General features: G+C 62.2%; 15 protein-coding genes. 1 reads left to right on the top strand and 14 read right to left on the bottom strand.

Annotated features, from left to right (window positions below):
* The 12 genes from KTN04_RS13125 to gspE all read right to left on the bottom strand — a co-directional run.
* A partial coding sequence (locus KTN04_RS13125) for a prealbumin-like fold domain-containing protein (RefSeq protein WP_217335689.1) occupies nt 1–2,828 on the bottom strand: 2,828 nt, incomplete at its 3' end.
* Between the two features lie 521 nt (nt 2,829–3,349).
* Nucleotides 3,350–5,530 carry a type II secretion system secretin GspD gene (gspD, locus tag KTN04_RS13120; protein ID WP_217335688.1) on the bottom strand — a complete coding sequence of 727 codons (2,181 nt, stop codon included), beginning with the start codon at nt 5,528–5,530 and terminating at the stop codon, nt 3,350–3,352.
* Nucleotides 5,523–6,062 carry a hypothetical protein gene (locus KTN04_RS13115; RefSeq protein WP_217335687.1) on the bottom strand — a complete coding sequence of 180 codons (540 nt, stop codon included), beginning with the start codon at nt 6,060–6,062 and terminating at the stop codon, nt 5,523–5,525. Before KTN04_RS13115 ends, gspD begins: the two co-directional genes overlap by 8 nt.
* Nucleotides 6,059–6,628, bottom strand: a complete 570-nt coding sequence (gene gspM / locus KTN04_RS13110; protein WP_217335686.1) for a type II secretion system protein GspM — start codon at nt 6,626–6,628, stop codon at nt 6,059–6,061. Before gspM ends, KTN04_RS13115 begins: the two co-directional genes overlap by 4 nt.
* Nucleotides 6,625–7,701: a PilN domain-containing protein gene (locus KTN04_RS13105; protein WP_217335685.1), complete on the bottom strand. Its 1,077-nt coding sequence runs from the start codon at nt 7,699–7,701 to the stop codon at nt 6,625–6,627. The genes gspM and KTN04_RS13105 overlap by 4 nt, the downstream gene beginning before the upstream one ends.
* Nucleotides 7,698–8,666, bottom strand: coding sequence for a type II secretion system minor pseudopilin (locus KTN04_RS13100; protein ID WP_217335684.1), 969 nt, complete (start codon nt 8,664–8,666; stop codon nt 7,698–7,700). The genes KTN04_RS13105 and KTN04_RS13100 overlap by 4 nt, the downstream gene beginning before the upstream one ends.
* On the bottom strand, nt 8,641–9,318 hold the full coding sequence (locus KTN04_RS13095) for a prepilin-type N-terminal cleavage/methylation domain-containing protein (RefSeq protein ID WP_217335683.1): 678 nt from the start codon (nt 9,316–9,318) through the stop codon (nt 8,641–8,643). The genes KTN04_RS13100 and KTN04_RS13095 overlap by 26 nt, the downstream gene beginning before the upstream one ends.
* Nucleotides 9,315–9,731, bottom strand: coding sequence for a type IV pilus modification PilV family protein (locus tag KTN04_RS13090; protein ID WP_217335682.1), 417 nt, complete (start codon nt 9,729–9,731; stop codon nt 9,315–9,317). Before KTN04_RS13090 ends, KTN04_RS13095 begins: the two co-directional genes overlap by 4 nt.
* On the bottom strand, nt 9,724–10,188 hold the full coding sequence (locus KTN04_RS13085; RefSeq protein ID WP_217335681.1) for a GspH/FimT family protein: 465 nt from the start codon (nt 10,186–10,188) through the stop codon (nt 9,724–9,726). Before KTN04_RS13085 ends, KTN04_RS13090 begins: the two co-directional genes overlap by 8 nt.
* Nucleotides 10,166–10,594, bottom strand: coding sequence for a type II secretion system major pseudopilin GspG (gene gspG / locus KTN04_RS13080; RefSeq protein WP_217335680.1), 429 nt, complete (start codon nt 10,592–10,594; stop codon nt 10,166–10,168). Before gspG ends, KTN04_RS13085 begins: the two co-directional genes overlap by 23 nt.
* A gap of 15 nt (nt 10,595–10,609) precedes the next feature.
* A complete protein-coding gene (locus tag KTN04_RS13075; protein WP_217335679.1) occupies nt 10,610–11,806 on the bottom strand; it encodes a type II secretion system F family protein in 1,197 nt (398 codons plus the stop codon).
* The gene (gene gspE, locus KTN04_RS13070) at nt 11,807–13,519 is read right to left on the bottom strand and encodes a type II secretion system ATPase GspE (RefSeq protein WP_217335678.1); all 1,713 of its coding nucleotides are present in this window, start codon (nt 13,517–13,519) and stop codon (nt 11,807–11,809) included.
* A 406-nt stretch (nt 13,520–13,925) separates the two neighbouring features.
* Here gspE and KTN04_RS13065 point away from each other — a divergent pair, with 406 nt between their 5' ends.
* The gene (locus tag KTN04_RS13065; RefSeq protein WP_217335677.1) at nt 13,926–14,915 is read left to right on the top strand and encodes a porin; all 990 of its coding nucleotides are present in this window, start codon (nt 13,926–13,928) and stop codon (nt 14,913–14,915) included.
* Nucleotides 14,916–15,019: 104 nt separating this feature from the next.
* Here KTN04_RS13065 and KTN04_RS13060 read toward each other — a convergent pair whose 3' ends face one another.
* Together KTN04_RS13060 and KTN04_RS13055 are read right to left on the bottom strand one after the other, a co-directional pair.
* Nucleotides 15,020–16,768 carry a SulP family inorganic anion transporter gene (locus tag KTN04_RS13060; protein WP_217335676.1) on the bottom strand — a complete coding sequence of 583 codons (1,749 nt, stop codon included), beginning with the start codon at nt 16,766–16,768 and terminating at the stop codon, nt 15,020–15,022.
* Between the two features lie 182 nt (nt 16,769–16,950).
* The gene (locus tag KTN04_RS13055; RefSeq protein ID WP_217335675.1) at nt 16,951–17,982 is read right to left on the bottom strand and encodes a TAXI family TRAP transporter solute-binding subunit; all 1,032 of its coding nucleotides are present in this window, start codon (nt 17,980–17,982) and stop codon (nt 16,951–16,953) included.
* Nucleotides 17,983–18,000: the final 18 nt, after the last annotated feature.

Genomic DNA, 18,000 nt, shown 5'->3' with positions numbered 1-18,000 from the left:
AACGGACCCGAGAAGTCGGACAGGAAGTCGAACAGCTGCGGATCGCCTGCCGGATCAGTCACCTTGTCGACGATGATGTAACCGCGCTTGGTGTTTTCATAGTAACAAGAGACGGTTTCGCCATCATCGATGCTGACGCTGACTTCAGCCGTGGCCTGGTTCACCTCGGTCAGACTGCCGTCAATGGAGACCGCATCGACACAGTACAGATCGGTCAGATCCCAACCGGCCGGTACCAGCTCATTGGCCTTGTAGATGCCCGCTTCCAGGTTGTTGAACGTCGCCAGCGGACTGGTGGTCGGCGTATTTTCACTCAACGTGGTCAGGCTGAACGGCGGCAGAGTGCCATCGCTGCTGTCGTAGTTGAATGTACCTACATCACCAATGGTGGTTTTGTAGATGATCAGATTACCCGGTGCCGCCAGCTTGGTGTTGGTGAAGATACACTCAACGGTTTCACCGGCTGCCAGCTCGATATTGGCGGTAAAGCCACCGGTCAGGCTGTCACCACTCGGGTCAAGACAGGTAATGTCGGTCAGGCTGAACAGATCCAGGAACGGGTCCGCCTCGGTGACATCGTAACTGCCCGGAGACAGATCAGTGAACTCGCGCGAGACGGAGTCGCCAGACAGTGCAGCAGCACCGAAGCTCCAGGTCTGCGCATCCAGCAGGGCGTCAAATGCCGGTACGCCGCTGTTGAAGTCGAAGTCGCCACTGAGGTTCAGCGCGTTGTTGCCTTCGATCACCTTGGTCACGATGATGGTGGCCAGTTTGGTGTTCTCGAAGGTGCACTGGAACTCGTAATTGGCACTTTCAGGCAGGTTGACGGTAAAGGTACAGTTGGCGTTTTCGACACTGTTGGTTTCACCGCCACTGACATCGGTCAGCTCCCAGCCTTCGCGCGGCAGTTCGGTGATGGTGTATTCACCCTCTTCGAACAGTTCAACCGGGAAGACCGCATTACCGGCGCCGTCGGACACGGCTTGTACGCCGCCGTTCAGGCCCGGGCCGCTCAGCAGGAACTCGAAGCCGGACGGATCATGCCCTGCCGGCACGGTGACCTTGATGGCCTTGGCGGATGCAGGCTCGGCCTCGTTGGCAAAGTAGACATCACCGCCACAGATCGGCAGCAAGATGCTGGTCTGTTTCTCGTCATCGAGCAGGAAGCCGTCACTGCCACCCACCTCCACAACGCGGTAGGTTTCGTTCGGATCAAGGTTGCCGATCACGACAGACTTGTCGGTTTCGCCGGGACCGAAGCTGATTTCGACGCCTTCAGCCACCATTTCATCGATGTCATCGACACGATAGACATCAAAGTAGAAGGTGGCACTTTCGCCTTCATCCAGATCCAGATCGATGGTTTTGTGGATGGTCAGTTCCACCAGCGGATAATCCGCAAAGGTGACACTGGCATTCTTGCTGACAGCGAAGCCATCCGAAGCCTGCAGTGTGGCAATATCCGGCAGCTCGCCGCTGCCGTCGCGCGGCTGGTCAAGATAGATGGTTTTCTCGAACTCGACAAAACCGTTGCCGCTTTGCTCGGTAGACGACCAGTGGACCGGTCCGACTGTCATGCTGCCCAGGCTGTAGCCATCAGTGAAATCACCGCTGCCGTTGACGGAGTCAACCGAGAACAGGTAGCCGTCGCCGCTGATCGGACCCTCCACGTCGCTGATCACTGCAGTAGCATCGATCTCGTTGCCACTGGGCTGTACATCGGCACTGGCGTAGGCCTCGGTCTGCCCCGGCACCTCGATGGTACCCACCTTGTAGGTGGCGGTTGCCTTGTCATTCAGGCCGAAGACACCTTCATCCACATCGGGAATGCTGTGTGTCAGCAGCTTGACGGTTGAACCGGCCGGTACCACCACATCCGTAGCCAAGGCAGTGCCCAAAAGCACTTCACCCGCGCCCAGATTGCCGTAGATCATGTCTTCGACACTGACGGTCACATCCAGGTGTGCCGGGTTGTAGGCATAGATGTTGGTCACCACGGTCACCTTGCCGGGATCGCCGGGCAGACGTTCCCACTCGATGCGGATGGTGGTGGTTTCGGTCATCGGATCGTCACGTTCGCAGCTGTTCTGGAATGACAGGTCAGACGGGTTGGTGGTTTTGGTCAGATTCCACAGGTACACAGTATCTTGCTGTGCATTCATGTCCTTGTTCAGTTCCTGCGGCAGAATATCGGCCACCGGCAGCTGAATACGTTTCTGACCAATGTTGGAGTTCTCGAACACCTCGTTCCAGAGGTTGGACTGCAGAGAAGAACCGCTGAACTCGCTGGCCCCCAGTGACAGCCGCTGTGCATAGTCATAGACACAGGTCTCATCGGCGGCCATGGTGGCTTCGATCTCACGGTAGATGGTCTCGAAGGCACCACCGGCACCGTCCCCGGGCGGGGTGATGCTGACCGGCCCTGATACCACGGCGTTACAGGTGGCATCGGACAGCGCCGTATTCAGCGTCAGTGCGGTGATGTCATCCCAACCGGTGGTACTGTCGCTGTTCGGCGTATAGTCACCGGCCACGATGAAATCAAAGGTTTGAGGCCCATTGCCGTTATGCAGGGTCACCCGGTGCGGAACGTAGTCGAGCTCGTTCCACTGCTTGCCCAGGTTACCGGTGACATAGCCCTCGTCGGTACAGGTAAAGGTTGTCTGGTCATAGGTCGCGCCTGTTTCCAGACGGCAGCCTTCCAGCGTAAAGCCGATCTGCACCGGGAAAGCCGCCTGAGCACCCCATGACATCAGCAGTGCCATCACTGCCAGGGGTAACCAGAGCAACTTGCGCCAGGTGCCGGCTTGGTAATATTGGGACGACATGTCCCACCTCCTTCGGTTCGGGTGTTGTTGTTATGTACCCTTGCCGCATTGGTTCCATCTCCCCTTGTGTCCGGTTGCTGATCACGGCTTCGGCTATCTGCCTTGACTCTTCAGCACCGGTCTACCGCATGCCACGGGGGCTGCTGTATTACTCACAATGGCTTGATGAATGGTTGAGTATCGAGGCCAGGCCTCCCCCTCTTTCCTCTGCTGCGGACACATCCCCATTCGCACCGAAGCAGAAACACGCATACGCCAAAGCCGTATGGTGACCTTTTGGTTACAAATACCGTGCCAAACAAAAAATATATTTATAAACAAAGACTTATTTGTTCTTCATGCAACTATAAGGGCCGGTATTATCAGGTTTGAGCGTGCAGAGTCAGGACAGGACGGGGTAACCGCATGAAAGCAAAGGGTTAAGCAACAGAATGGAGGGGTGTAAGGGAAGCTGAACAGGGTTGCAACAATAGAACAGGCCCGACGATTGCCGGGCCCGGGTCAAACAGGGAGCCGTGTCGTCAGCGCCGATCCAGCGCACGTCCGGGCAGCTCAAGACCGCGCAGCTTATTCTGGTATTCACGCGTGACCTCGCGCGCATCCTCGGTATCGGTCACGGCGGTTGGCGTGATCATCACCACCAGCTCCGTGCGGTTGACACTCTTGCCGCGGCTGCCAAAGGCCCAGCCTACTACCGGCATGTGCCGCAGATAGGGAACACCATCACCGCCATTGGTCTTGTTCTCCTTGATCAGGCCGCCCAGCACCAGGGTTTCACCGCTTTGCACGGCGACACTGGTGTTGATGCGCCGCTGGATGATGGTGGGCGAATCGATCCCCGAACTGGTGGTTTCGTCGGCTACATCGTTCACCTCCTGGGTGATGTCGAGTACGACCATGCCGCCGGCGTTCACTCGGGGGGTCACTTCCAGCAGCACCCCGGTATCCCGATATTGAATGGTGCTGGTGGTATTGAGGGCATCGCTGGCGGTATTGGTGGTGGCCGAGGTCCGAATCGGCACCTGATCCCCGACCCGAATTTCCGCCGTATGGTTATCCAGCACCATCAGCGAGGGCGAGGACACCACATTCAGCCGCGAGTCCGATGCCAGCACATTGAGCAGCGCACGGGTCTGTCCTGACTTGAACACTTCAAAGCTGGCTGTACCCAGCAGCTCCGAGGCACTGGGAAAACTGCTGCTGCCGATGGTGCCCACACCCTTGCTGGAGCCGCCCAGATGGCTTTTGAAAAACCAGTTGAGGCCGTAGCGCAGCTCGTCTTCCAGGCTGACCTCGACAATGGTTGCTTCTACCAGTACCTGCAGCGGCAGCACATCCAGTTTCTGCACCGCACGGTACACCTTGTCGTAATCGGTGGGTGAAGCCATGATCAGCAGGGCGTTGTTTTCGGTATCAGCAATGATGTCCACGTCGCCGACATCCAGATTGGCCGGAGCCGCGCCGGCCTGCGCACGGGTCAGGGCGGCAGTCGTTGCCGTGCCCTCTTCCGTCGTCTCATCGACCGGTGCAGGGCGAGCCTCTCCGCCCGCTTCCCGGCGCTGACGCTGGTTGTCAAAGAGTTCCGACAGCATTTCAGACAACGTTTCGGCACGCCCGTTCTGCACGTAATACACATACATGCCCAGCCCCTGTGCCCCCTCAGTACGGTCCAGACGCCGAATCCAGGTCGCCGCATCACTGAGGTACTTTTTCTGTGGCGTGATCACCAGCAGCGCGTTGAGACGCTCGATCGGCAGGAAGCTCACCACCCCCGCCAGCGGACCCTCGGCCGCATCACCGAAGATCACCTCCAGTTCCGCCATCAGCTGTTCCGGGTCGACCGACTGCAGCCGAAACAGTCCCACCGACATGCCCCGCAGCTGGTCCACATCGAAGGCACGGATGGTGTCCTTGAGGTTGATCAATTCTGCCTGGGTACCGGCCAGAGTCAGCATGTTGCGCCGCACATCCGCTTCCATGAGCCCCTGACGCGGTTTCATCGGCTCCAGAATCTTGACCATTTCCTGCGCACCGATGAACTGCAGCGGCACCACCAGCATCTGATAGCCGCGATCGGCGCTGAGATTCGCCTTGAGGCTGACCGTACCGCCGTTGATGCTGTCGATAGGCAGTACCTCGTAGAAATCGCCCTGATCGATCAGCGCCGCCCCGTTGACCTGCAGCAGTTTCTCCAACGTCGGAATCAGTGCATCCCGATTGATGGGACGTACCGTCTGCATGTTGGCAACACCGCGTACCCGGTCATCCAGAATATAATTGACCTGCAGGATATCTCCCAGGATCGTGCGTACGATCTCGCCGATCTCGGCATCCTGAAAATTGAAGGTGATATCACCGCTGATGGGCTCGCCGGGCACACGACTGCTGACATCGATGAAAGTACCGGTACCGGTGTAATATTCGGCCCGGGGGCGATCACTGCCCGGGGGCTGGGTAGCTTCATCACTGAAACGCCCTTCAGCACGGCCGTCCTGACCGGTGCGACGGCCGCGTAGAGACACGCCGACAGGCACATCCACGGCAGTGTCCCCGGCACGCCAGGGGCTATCGAGCGCATTGGGATTACGGGTGTCCTGCAGGCTACAGGCCCCGAGCCCCAGACTCATGGCCAATACCAGCAGTAGCGGCAGTGGCCGTCCCACCTGAGTGCTGTCACCAGCAGCATGGACACGATTATTCATTGGGCACCTCCTTGGGTTGCGGCGCATCCGGCTGCGATGCGGCAGCGCCGGTGCCATTGTCGGAACGGTTGGCGGGAGCCGTAGCGCGTGGCTCGCGCAACGGAATTTCCACCTGTTGCTCACCGGCCTGCAGCACAACACTGCCGGCCCGAATCTCAGCCAGCACCCAGCCTTCATCCAGGTGCATGCCCGGCTCCAGCACGCGATGAGACGTGCCGTTGCGTTGCCTCAGCAACGCACGCGGCGCCTGCCCGGCCAGCAGAATACCGGTCAGGCGCCAGCGCTCGCGTACGACCGCTGCCGTGGCAGCAGCCGTACTTTCTGCCTGCGCTTCATGTGGCTGACGGTCGGCGACGAACAGCGGTCGCTCCAGGAGGGCGTCAAACTGCTGTAGCGGCGGCAGTACCGGTATTGCCGGCAGGTCCACTTCAGCAACCGCAGACGACGGCGCGGCAAGTCCAAAAGCCATGCTCAGCACCAGCCATGGCGGCAACCGACCGGAGCGACTGAAAATTCTGTGCAGTGCGATCATGGCACAGCCTCCTCCGGGGTATAGCCGGTCAGGTTGAGGCGAACATCCAGATGATCACGGCGTTCGGGCTGACGCTGCGCCCGCGGGTTCGACAGCACCACCAGCGTATCAATGAACAGCAATGGCTGACCGCCTTCCAGCTGATACAGCAACCCTACCAGCTCGGCCAGACTGCCTCTGAGCTGCGCCTGAATGGCTACCGGCTGCAGGGTGCCGGACTCCTCGGTATTGATGATTTGCGTGCTGATGACCTGCATCCCTTCCTGGCCCGCCCGGGCATGCAGCAGCTGCTGTAGACGTGCCGCGGCCAGTGCTGGCGTACTCTCATCCAACGTCAAGGGCTCCAGCGAGGCCTGCGCCTCAAGCTGCTCCAGGCGCTGCTGCTGTTCAGGCAGTGCGCTGATCAGACGCTCGTACACCGCTTGTCGCGTCTCGAGCTGATCCACGTCCGTCGCCAGCGCGGCCCACTGGTGCCATAACGGCAGCAGCAACAGCCGTACCAGCACCAGTATCACGATCAGCAGGAGCGCCAGCGCCAGCCAGCGGCTGCGCGTTGTGCGGTTCATGGCGTCACCTCCAGGCGCACCTGGGCCTGCAGGCTGAAACGCTCCTTGCCGGAGCGCGGATTGACGGTGACCGGCGAGGTAAAACTGACCGCCTGCAGCCAGGGCGAAGCTTCCAGCAACCCGATCAGTTCCGATGCCTGACTCGACTCGCCCTGCAGCTGCAGATCGCTGCCCTCCAGCTCCAGCCGGCTGACCCAGGTATGGTCCGGCAGGCGACGTGTCAGCTCATCCAGCAGCAACAGCCGGGCCGGTTGGGCCTGGCGGCGCTGAGACAGGAAACGCCACCCCTGTTCCAGGCGATCCGCCGCAACCTGCACCGCACGCGCCTGTTCCGCCTGCTGCTGCAGAGGCTGCAGGCGGGCCTGCAGTTGATCACGGTGATGCTGCTGCCACTGAAACAGCGCCAACAGCAGCAGTGCCATAGCACCCAGCACAAGCAGCGGCCAGCGCCAGCGGGCCCGTCGATGCGGTCTTACCCGTTCCGGCAGCAGGTTCAGAGTCTGGCGCAGGTGCAGATCGCGCTCCGGCTCGGCCAGCGCGGTTTCCGGCAGCAGCCACTGCGGCGACAAGCCAGCATCGGCCAGCGCCTTGAGCATGGCATCACGCCGCGCCGCCGGCAGCACAAACAACTCCACATCGATTCGCCGTTCAGCGCGGTCACGGCGCACAACCCTATAGCCAAAACTGGCATCCTCCGCACTAAAGGGCGTATGCCGATCCAGCTCAAACGCCAACACATCCGCCAAACGGGGTTCTGCCGCAGCCGGCAGCTGGATCACCTTGTGCAGCAGTTGCGCACTGGGCAACAACACCAGCAGCCGGATCTGGCCCCGGTCACGGGTCCGCCAGGTGCGCACCACGGGGTCCGTTGCCAGCTGTTCAGGCGCAATGGGCACAGCGCCGGCCTGAACCGGAACAAAGCCGGTGCCCGACCAGATCAGGCGCCGCTCCCGCGCCTGCCACTGCTGGCGCCAGCGTTCGGGAATGGCCGCATCCAGTTCGGTTACCCACCAGTTCCAGAACAGGCGCAGCTGCCCGACCCAGGAGGCGATGCCACCGTTGATCATCTTCATGGCTGGACATCCTCCTCTTTTGGCTGTTCGGTATGGGCTGACATGAGGGCATCCAGCGCATTGAAGCTTGCCAGGGCGGGCAGACTTTCAAGCTGCAGCTGTGCACCCCGACGGGTCAGGGCCACCGCCCGGTAGCTCGTGATGCGGCCCGCTCGTCGGGCCTGAATATCGACGCGGTAGTGCACGCCGCCACGCCGGTCACTGACATAGGGCGAAGCGTCGAACGGCAGTTCGGGTTGCGGCAGGCCCTCCTGCCAGGCCTCACGGCGCTGGCGGATGTAACCGCGGACCACCCCGTCACTGGCGCCGGGCAAGGCCATCAGCACCGCATGGGGCGCCACCTGCGGATTGACCGTGCGGCTCCGCGTGGCCAGCGTCAGGCTGGGCAACAGTGCCTGATACAGCGCCGGTGTCATGCCCAATACCCCCTGCAGCTCGCTGAGCCGCTCGAAGGGCCGGTTGCCCGGGCCGGTGATGCGTCCGGCCTGTTCATAGGCTTCGGCCTCGGCGCCGTTGAGGCGGACCAGGTCATCGCTGTCCCGCCAGTCTTCGATGGCCGCCACCAGCGCCGCACGCTGGCGACTGTCGGCCAGCCAGGGCTGCAGCAAGGCGTCCAGCAGTTCGCTCGGCGCCGCATTCAGGTCCAGCTTGCCGCTTTCATCCTGCAGCCGTACCGTCACGTCGGTGTCATCCAGTTGCATCTGCCGTGCCCCCCCATCGGCCAGCCACCCGGCCTGTCCTGGCTGCTGCAGGCTCCACAGCGCCCAGCTGATGCCCGCGTCCGCCGCCAGTCGGGCCTGTGTCCCCTGTTCGGCGTTGAATACCTGGCGACTGAAACTGCGACTGCCCAGCGACAGGTTGGTCGCCATCAGCCCCAACAGCACCAGCACCCAGAGCACCGTCACCAGAACGATGCCGCGGGACCGGCGCGGCCGGTGCTTACGGCTGACGGCGCCGCAACGCATGGCTGTATTCGTCCAGCGCAACGGCCAACGTCGGCCAGGCCGGTGCTGTCGACTCGCCGCTCAATGCCACTTCAACCCGGCGCGGCAGGCGGGGCTCATTACGCCACTCCGACCGCAGCAGCGCGTCCGCTGCATCATTCGGTGCCTGATACCCCAGCACCGGCTGGCGGGATGCCAATGCCATCAGTTCATGGCGTTCCGACACGACCGGCTCCGCGCCGGATGCGGCCGACTCGGCCTCGAATAGCCGCGTCCAGTCCACCGGTTCACCAGCGCGATAGGCTCTGGCCAGCAACACCAGGCGATGGCCATCCGCCTGCTCATCCTGCTGCAGGCGGTACCAGTACAGCGCCGTCCGAGCATCACCGGCACGCCCTGGCGCCACGAACGTGAGCCGGTCCGGCTCACCCTGAAACGCCAGCAGCACCTCGCCCTCGGTACTGCGTACCCGCAGGTTCTGCGCCTGTGCCAGCAGCCCGCGCAGCACCTGCTGCAGCTGGTATTGCTCGGCCTGCTGTTGCTGATAACGCTCGCCGGCTTCCCAGCCGCGTCCGCCCACGCTCAGTCCGCCCAGCACCAGCAGCATCAGCAGCCCCATCAGTACCAGTGCAATCAGCAGCTCGATCAGGGTAAAGCCGGCCGTCGCTTTCATGGCCGTATCCCCAGTCGCAGAGTCGTCAGCCGTACCTCAGGGCCGGCCTCGCGATAGATCCGCACATCGATACGCCAGGGCTGAATGCGGCTTTCCAGCACGGCGTCCCGCTGCTGTTCGAATTCGAAGGGTGTGACCTCGACTATCCAGCGATAGCCGGTGTCGGATTCCAACCGCCCCTCCTCGCGTCCCGGCTGCAACTCGGGCCGAGCCAGTACGCGATCCAGCTGTGACTGCGCCAGCAGCAGTGCCTGCTGGCGCTCACCAGCCCGTTGACTGATCGACAGCGCCTGCGCATTCAGGCGCATGACCACGCCCAATACAGCCGCCAGCACGACAAAGGCCACCAGCACTTCCAGCAGGGTAAAGCCGGATTGCCGCCGGCCGGATCGGTTACGGTAGCCTTCAGCCATCGATGCTGACCCTCCCGGTAAAGGGGTTCACCTGAACCCGGTAGCCCGGATGGCCCGCGCGCATCAGCTGCAGCTGCCCCCCGTTGCTGCTGCCATCCGGGTAGAACACCAGCTGCGGCTCGGCGGTTGCCGGAGCCCCCGGCAAGGTGCCCGCCTCCAGACCGACCTCCACGTCCTCCGGCCAGGGCAACGCCAGCGGCGCGGCCGCCCGGTAGCGGCGTGCCTGATGGTCCAGACCCAGCGTGCGCACTTCCGCCATGTTCAACGCCTCGCTTCTCAATTCGCGCAGCACCGCCGCACTCTGGCGGGCAAAGGCCTTGAGTTCGCTGCCAGGTATCAGGCGGGCCAGATTGGGACCGGTAAGGGTCAGCATGAGGGCGGCGACCACCAGCACTACCAGCAGCTCCAGCAACGTAAAGCCGGGGGCCGGCGTGTTATTCCCAGCTGACCAGGTCACGGTTTTCACCCTCGCCGCCCGGACGGGCATCCGCCCCCAGCGAGGACAGATCAAAGGCTCCATGCTCGCCGGGGTACACATAGATATAGGGGTTGCCCCAGGGGTCCTGGCGCACCACGTTTTTCTTCAGGTAAGGGCCGTTCCAGTTGTTGACGCCACTGGGACGCTTGACCAGGGCATCCAGTCCTTGCTGCTCACTGGGGTAACGCCCCACTTCCAGCCGGTACAGATCCAGTGCCGCACTGAGTTCGGCGATCTGCAGCGCCGCGGTCTGGCTCTTGGAGCTGCCGACATGACGCAAGACCTGTGGTCCGACCAGGCTGGCCAGCAGGCCCAGGATCACCAGTACCACCAGCAGCTCCAGCAGCGTAAAGCCGCTATCGACTCGCATTGTTCTGTGCTTCATGACGCACCCTTATCATTACAGTGGCAGTTGGTTTATCGACATGATCGCCACCAGAATCGACATGATCATGCCGGCAATCAGCACCCCGAGGCCGACTATCAGAATCGGCTCCAGCAGGGTCAGCAGGCGCTGCAGGCTCACCTCGACCTCACGGTCATAGCGATCGGCCACGTTCAACAGCGCCTGATCGAGCTGACCCGCCTCCTCCCCCACCTGGATCATCTGCACCGCCAGCAGCGGAAATAGGCCGCTGTGCTGCAGCTGCTCGCCCAGCCGACGCCCTTCGCGCACCTGGCGGGTCACATCATCTACCGTGGCCCTGAAGGCTTCGTTGCCCAGGCTGTCCCGCGCCAGCTGCAGTGCCGCCACCAGTGCCACACCGCCCTTGAGCAGCGTCCCCAGGCTGCGGCTGAAACGGGCGGTTTCGATGCGGGCCAGCAGCCCGCCCAGCAGCGGCCAGAGCAACACGCGACGGTGCCAGGCGAGCCGCACGTCGGGCTCGCGCAGCTGACGCTTCGCCAGCAGATAGCCGAGCACCAGCAGCAGCAGTACCCAGGGACCGAAGTTGCGCACCCCGTCGGCAATGGCGATCACCACCCGTGTCGCCAGCGGCAAGGCCTCCCCCATGTCGGCGAACAGCTGCTCGAACTGGGGAATGACGTAGGTCAGAATGATGGCCAGTGACAGCAGCGCGACCACCAGCAGAATGACCGGGTAGATCAGCGCCGACAGCAGCTTCTCGCGCAGCGCCCGGCTGCGCTCCAGATAGATGGCGGCCTCCCGAAGTCCGGCGGTGAGGTTGCCGGCACTCTCGGCGGCACGCATCATGCTCAGGTAGAAGGGTGAAAACAGGCGGCCCTGCTGCTGCAGGGCCGTCGACAGGGGCTGACCGCGCTGAACGCTGTCCTGAATACGCTTGAGCAGCCGCTGTTGCTCGCTGTCGCTGGCGGTTCGGAGCATGATTTGCAGCGCGCGGTCCAGCGCAATGCCGGCCTGCATCAGCTCGGCCAGCTCGCGCGAAAAGTTCTGCACCTGCAGCCCCGGGCGTCCCCGGACGCGCCAGGCGGAGGCCTCGGGCGCCGGGTCCACACTCAACGGAATCAGGCCACTGTCCTGCAGCTGACGAACCACGGCTGCCGGACTGGCCGCCTCCACCTCTCCGCGGCGCTCGTCTCCCTCCGGGGTGATGGCGGTGTACAGATACGTCGCCATTCAATCACCCTCCTGGGTCACGCGCAGGACCTCTTCCACCGTGGTCAGCCCCGCAAGGACCTTGCGACAGCCATCCTCGTACATGCTGGTCATACCCGACTGGCGAGCCGACGCCTGAATCCGCCCGGCATCGGCATGATCCAGAATCAGACGCCGAATCTCGTCGTTGACCGGCAGCAGCTCATGAATCACCAGCCGCCCCCTGAAGCCGCTGTCGGCACACTGCTCACAGCCCCGTGCGCGCCAGAGCTGCACATCCGCCTGCGGTTCCAGCCCCAGTTCACGCAGCAGTTCAGGCAGAGGCGTGAACGGCTCGCGGCAGTGCCGGCACAAGCGCCGAACCAGGCGTTGGGCCAGCACCGCGTGCAGGGTTGAGGTCAGCAGGTAGTCTTCCACGCCCATTTCCAGCAGACGGGTAACACTGCTGGCCGCATCGTTGGTATGCAGCGTCGACAGCACCAGGTGACCGGTCAGGGCAGACTGCACACAGATGCGAGCGGTTTCCAGGTCACGCATCTCCCCCACCATGATCACATCCGGGTCCTGACGCACGATGGCACGCAGGGCGCCGGCAAAGGTCAGCCCGATGCTGCTTTTGACCTGAATCTGGTTGATCCCCTCAAGCTGATACTCAACCGGGTCTTCAACGGTGATCATTTTGCGTTGCGGGGTATTGAGCTGATGCAGCGCCGTGTACAGGGTGGTGGTCTTACCGCTGCCGGTGGGACCGGTGACCAGAATCATGCCGTTGGGCAGCGCCAGCAGACGATCCAACTGCTGACGGGCCTGTTCGGTAAAGCCCAGCCCGGCAAACTCAAAATTGATACTGTCCCGGTTGAGCAGACGCAGCACCACGCTTTCCCCGTGCATGGTGGGCACCGTGGAGACGCGCATGTCCAGATCCTGCCCCTGCACCCGCATCTCGATGCGGCCGTCCTGCGGCAGGCGGCGCTCGGCAATGTTCAGCCGCGCCATGATCTTGATGCGCGAGATCACCGCAGCGGACAGCTGCACCGGCGGCGCTTCCTCTTCCTGCAGCACGCCATCGATGCGATAGCGCACCTTGAGGCGGTTTTCGAACGGTTCGATGTGAATATCCGAGGCCCGCGCCTCGGCAGCGCGCTGGATGATCAGGTTGACCAGGCGGATGACCGGCGCACCGCTGGCCATGTCCATCAGCTCTTCAACGCTTTCCTCGGGCGCATCCGCCGGTGCCACATCCGCCAGAATATCGCCCATCTGGCTCTGCCCTTCACCGTGCAGGCGCTCCAGTGCCTTGAGAATCGCAGCACCGCTGGCCACTTGTGGCGTAACCTCCAGGTTGCGCGCCATGGCAACGGCGTCCAGCAGATAGGTGTTGAACGGATCGGCCATGGCCAGAGGCAGGCGGCCGTTCTCCGGCTGCAGCGGCAGTACCAGTTGCTCGCGCATGAAGCGCTCGGTCAGGCCCGGTTCGCTGTCGCAGCGACTGTACAGCTGCTCAACGGACAACAGCGGTTGTTGCAGATGGTCGGACAGCGCCCGAGCCATGTCCTGATCCGATACCAACCCGAGGCGGACCAGCAGGCCGGGCCAGGAAGCCGGTTCGGACTGCGTCTGGCGCATCTGACCGGCACGTTCCAGGTCAACCGCGCTGACAAGCCCGGCGTTGACCAGGCTCTGGGCGAAAACCTCCTCAGGTTCCAGTGACTGCGAAGGTGATGTATCACTCATTTCATCCCTCCTCGCCTGCCCGTGCAGACTCAGAGCATGAAACCGGTACAACCTGCCTGTTCTGTACCCCCCGAACGAATGCACACTGCGGATCAGGTGATCCGTTCATCTAATACTATAGACACTAATCGAACCGGCGTTTGTGCCGGAAGTGCATATTTCACGCAACAGGCAGTAGAAGCTCGAACGAAGTGACCGGTTCAGGACGCACCCGCACTCCTGGCCGCCTCACACGTGAAACATGACCTGCCCGGCCGTCACCGCGCTGAAACAGACATGCTCCCTGACGCGGAACCTGGCGGACTGTCAGCCCCCGAGCGTTTCACCCAAGGAAACGCCCTGCATCGGAGACAGAGTTCCCCCCTTACCCTTGGAGCCACACTCAACACCTCACAAGGGCATAATAATGACAACGACAACATCAACCGCTGTACTGGCTTCTGCTCTCACGCTCGCCATCTCGGGCGCCGTTCAGGCCGCTCCGGCCATCGAGGCCCCGATGCCCGATTTCACCCTGTTCGCCAGTCTGGGTGCACTGGATATCGACGACAGGGATTTCGACCCTGAAGCCTTCGAGCTGGAATTCGGCGTCAACGGCCTGATCAAGGCCGATGCATTCAAGATGCGTTACCAGTTTGTGGCCGATGTGTCCGATGCGGTCAACAACCGTGATACCGGCGGCACCGAGGGCGAAGACGACATCCACGTCAAGGAAGCCAAGCTGATTTTCCCGACCCACTACGGCGTATTCGTGCTGGCCCCCCGCTCCAGCAGCGGCGTTCAGCGCGACATGTACGCCAATATCAACCTGTTCGAATACAACGAAACTCACCACGGTCGCATCACCCCGACGGGCAATCCGATCTTCAACCAGGCCGATGAAGGCCAGGATGTGCTGGCCTACGCCACGCCTCGGTGGAACAACCTGCGTATGGTGTTCTCAACTCTCTCCCTGAGCGAAGACAACAGCGAAGATCTGGATGTCAAAACCGCTCGCCTGATCTACGACAACACGGCGTTGAACCTGGGCATCAGCCGGGTACTGACCGAGAAAACCGTGGTCGGCGCAGGTGACGATTACGCGCGGACGGCCCTGACCGCCGGCTATGACGTCGGCCAGTTGCACCTGGGTGCCACCTACGAGATCAACGAAGACACCTTCAATAACAACGACTTCGATTCCTACGGCGTGGCCGCGCGCTATCAGTTCCAGGCCGGCCTGTCGGCCGCGCTGGGCTATTACGACAAGGATGCGGATAACGACGACGCCGACAACACCGGCGTGGTCGTCCAGCTGAAAAAGCAGGTGCACCCGAACGTATCCCTCTGGGCCGAGACCGGACAGTACGACAACAGCGCCGACAACATTGCACTGGGCGTCAATCTGACGTTCTGATCCCCAACCCGGTGCCGTCTACCCCTTCGGGCGGCACCGGATCCCCGGCTCCCCTTCTTCACACAACGCCCACTCGGCGGCCAGGCCCTAGTGCACGCATACGACTAGACATCCGCCGGCGGCGGACAATCCCCAAAGATCCGTTTGGTACAGCTGGCACAGCGGTCCTGATCCAGCCTTGGAATCAGCTCGGCAATGGCCGAGCGTGGGGTATCGTGAAAGCGCTGCTCGCCCAGCAGCGTGAGCGCGCCGGTGCGCTTGAGTTCATCCATGACCGTACCCTTGAGCGAGCTGAACAGGATATCGCCGCTCATCATGTGCAACCGGTTGATCTCCTGATGCAGCATCTCCACCCCGGCCACGTCGATAAAGTTGATGCCCTTGCCGATCAGCAGAATATGGTTCACTCCACTGCCGGGGGCCGTCAGGCGACGGATCTCCTGCTGTACATGATCCACGGCACCGAAGAACAGCGAGCCGTCGACACGGATGATCTTCAGCTGCGGACACTCTTGCAGGTCATAGCGCTCGATGTTGCGGATATGGCGGCGTTCGCTCTGCTGCAGCGGGGCTACCTGGGTCACCCGCGGCTGGGAGGTACGGCGCAGGTATAGCGCCAACGACAGCATGACGCCGATGTAGATGGCGAACTCCAGCTCGACCAGCAGAGTCGAGAACAGCGTTACCAGCAGGATCGCCGCTTCCGAGCGGCTGTTGGACAGGATGTGACGGATGCTGCCGAAGTCGATCAGGTTCCAGGCGATCAACAGGATGGAACCGGCCATCACCGCCAGCGGCAGGCGGGCGGTAATCTGCGGTGCCACCAGCACCACCACCGCCAGCATCAGCGCGGCAAACACCGCCGCCAGCGGCGTGCGTGCGCCGGCATCGTAGTTGGCACCGGAGCGAGTGAAGGAGCCGGTACTGGCGTAGCAGGCAAAGAAACTGCCGACCACGTTGGACAACCCCTGTCCCAGAAACTCCTGGTTACCGTCGATCTGTTGGTGCGAGCGCACGGCGATGGCGCGGGCGATGGACACCGCTTCGATCAGGCCCAGCAGCGCCACCGCCAGCGCCCCCGGTGCCAGCGCCTTGAGGGTGGCAAAGGAGAACTCCGGCAGCACCGGCGTCGGCAGTTGACCGGGCAAGGCGCCCACATAGGCCACGGCCTCACCGGTCGGATCGAGAAAGTAACAGGCCAGGCTGCCCGCCGCCATGCCGATCAGCAGATGCGGCAATTTGCGATTCAGCTTGCGCGCCAGCACCGCCACAACCAGGGTCACCAGTCCGGCTTCCAGCGCCACCGCATTGAAGCCGGCACGCTGCCCGAACAGATGCTCCAGCGTGGCCAGCATCGACAAGCCCCCCGGCACCTCCACCCCCAGCAGATGCTTGAACTGACTGACGGCGATCAGAATCGCCGCTCCGGCGGTAAAGCCGATCACCACCGTATGGGAGATGAAGTTGACCAGACTGCCCATGCGGAACAGCCCCAGCGCCAGCTGGATCAGGCCGGTCAGCAACGTCAGACTGATCACCAGACCGACATACTGTTCGACGGAAAAATCCCCCAAACCGCTGATCACGCTCAGCACCACGATGGACAGCGCCGCCGTCGGTCCCGAGATCAGATGCCAGGAGGAGCCGAACAGCGCAGCGATCACCGCCGATACCATAGCGGTATACAGGCCATACACCGGCGGCAGACCGGCAATGAAGGCATAGGCCACCGCCTGGGGCAGCACCAGTACCATGCCGGTCAGGCCGGCCATCAGGTCGGCCTTGAGGTTGTCGCGGGTGACCCGGTCACGCCAGCGCAGAAAGGGAAACAGCTTGTAAGTGCTGATCGACATCAGAGAATATCCGCACAGATCGGTATCAGAAAGGGCCCTATACTGGCAGCTTAGCGGGCCGGAGACAAAAACGAGAGACGACCCGCGAAAGAACCGCGGGCCAAAATGATAATGCGACCGGTACTGACTGGCCGTCTGCCACCAGAAAGGGGGTATGGCGAGCCAGTACCGGAGCGTCGTGCTTACTTCACGTCAGGCACGTCCAGACCGATTTCCTGGAAGTAGCGCGCCGATCCCGGGTGCATCGGCATGTTCATGTCGGCGAATACACCCTCCAGGCTCAGGTTGCGCAACCAGGGTGTGCTGGCTTTCTGTGCTTCCAGACCATCCCAGTAGGCCTTGGTCATCTTGTAGATGGTTTCTTCGTCCAGATCCTTGTGGGTCGCAATGCCCACATTGATGCCGATGGTGTACACCGGATCGGTGTTGACCTGGTTTTCACCGTACACACCCGGCTCCAGCGGCTTGATGCTGTAGCCCGGGGTGCCGAGCAGTTTTTGCAGCTCCGGGTTGGTTTGCAGCGTTTCCATGTCCACACCGATGAAACGCACCCGGTTGGTCAGCGCAATCTGGCTGATCACCGGGCTGGGGGCCACGGTGGCGTTGAAGTAGACATCAATGTTGTGATCCTGAAACGCCTGGGACGCGGACTCATGGCCCAGCTTCACCGAGGTGTAGTCCTTGCCGGGTTCATAACCGGTGGCGGCCCGGATCATGGTTTCGACGGTACGACGCGACACGCCCCCCGGAGGACCGGCAAATACGCGCTTGCCCTTGAGGTCCTTCAGGCTCTGAATGTTGTCCTCGGCATAGGTGACGCCCTGATAGAGGCCCATCGGGAACATGAATACGGCACGCAGGTTCTGCGACAGCTCAGGCGCCTGTTTGATCTTGCCGAACATGCCGCCGCCGGTCTTCATGTAACTGTGAATCGACGGTGACATCATGAAGAACTCGCCGCGCCCCTTGGATGTGTCCAGGGCGTGCTTGGGCGCCACGCCGGTGGCGTTAACGATGATGGAATACTCCGGCAGTTCCTTGTTGACGGTGTTGGCGAAGTGGGTCATCACCATGTAGGGGCTGCTGCCCGGTCCCAGGGTGGACATGCGGAAACTTTCCGCAGCCTGTACCTGGACGGCGCCTGCGCTGAGCAGAGCGCCGACACAGAGGGACGTGGTCAGTTGTTTGAAGGTACGTATCTTGAAAGTGAGCATGATGGATTCCTTGGGTTG

Source organism: Marinobacterium weihaiense (genome assembly GCF_019061305.1).
GTDB classification, from domain to species: Bacteria; Pseudomonadota; Gammaproteobacteria; order Pseudomonadales; family Balneatricaceae; genus Marinobacterium; species Marinobacterium weihaiense.
This window is presented reverse-complemented; position numbering and strand designations above follow the sequence as displayed.

Bases quoted from the DNA above. Each gene is read 5' to 3' on its own strand.
- gspD (WP_217335688.1), bottom strand. From the start codon at position 5,530: ATGAATAATCGTGTCCATGCTGCTGGTGACAGCACTCAGGTGGGACGG.
- KTN04_RS13115 (WP_217335687.1), bottom strand. From the start codon at position 6,062: ATGATCGCACTGCACAGAATTTTCAGTCGCTCCGGTCGGTTGCCGCCA.
- gspM (WP_217335686.1), bottom strand. From the start codon at position 6,628: ATGAACCGCACAACGCGCAGCCGCTGGCTGGCGCTGGCGCTCCTGCTG.
- KTN04_RS13105 (WP_217335685.1), bottom strand. From the start codon at position 7,701: ATGAAGATGATCAACGGTGGCATCGCCTCCTGGGTCGGGCAGCTGCGC.
- KTN04_RS13100 (WP_217335684.1), bottom strand. From the start codon at position 8,666: ATGCGTTGCGGCGCCGTCAGCCGTAAGCACCGGCCGCGCCGGTCCCGC.
- KTN04_RS13095 (WP_217335683.1), bottom strand. From the start codon at position 9,318: ATGAAAGCGACGGCCGGCTTTACCCTGATCGAGCTGCTGATTGCACTG.
- KTN04_RS13090 (WP_217335682.1), bottom strand. From the start codon at position 9,731: ATGGCTGAAGGCTACCGTAACCGATCCGGCCGGCGGCAATCCGGCTTT.
- gspG (WP_217335680.1), bottom strand. From the start codon at position 10,594: ATGAAGCACAGAACAATGCGAGTCGATAGCGGCTTTACGCTGCTGGAG.
- KTN04_RS13075 (WP_217335679.1), bottom strand. From the start codon at position 11,806: ATGGCGACGTATCTGTACACCGCCATCACCCCGGAGGGAGACGAGCGC.
- gspE (WP_217335678.1), bottom strand. From the start codon at position 13,519: ATGAGTGATACATCACCTTCGCAGTCACTGGAACCTGAGGAGGTTTTC.
- KTN04_RS13065 (WP_217335677.1), top strand. From the start codon at position 13,926: ATGACAACGACAACATCAACCGCTGTACTGGCTTCTGCTCTCACGCTC.
- KTN04_RS13060 (WP_217335676.1), bottom strand. From the start codon at position 16,768: ATGTCGATCAGCACTTACAAGCTGTTTCCCTTTCTGCGCTGGCGTGAC.
- KTN04_RS13055 (WP_217335675.1), bottom strand. From the start codon at position 17,982: ATGCTCACTTTCAAGATACGTACCTTCAAACAACTGACCACGTCCCTC.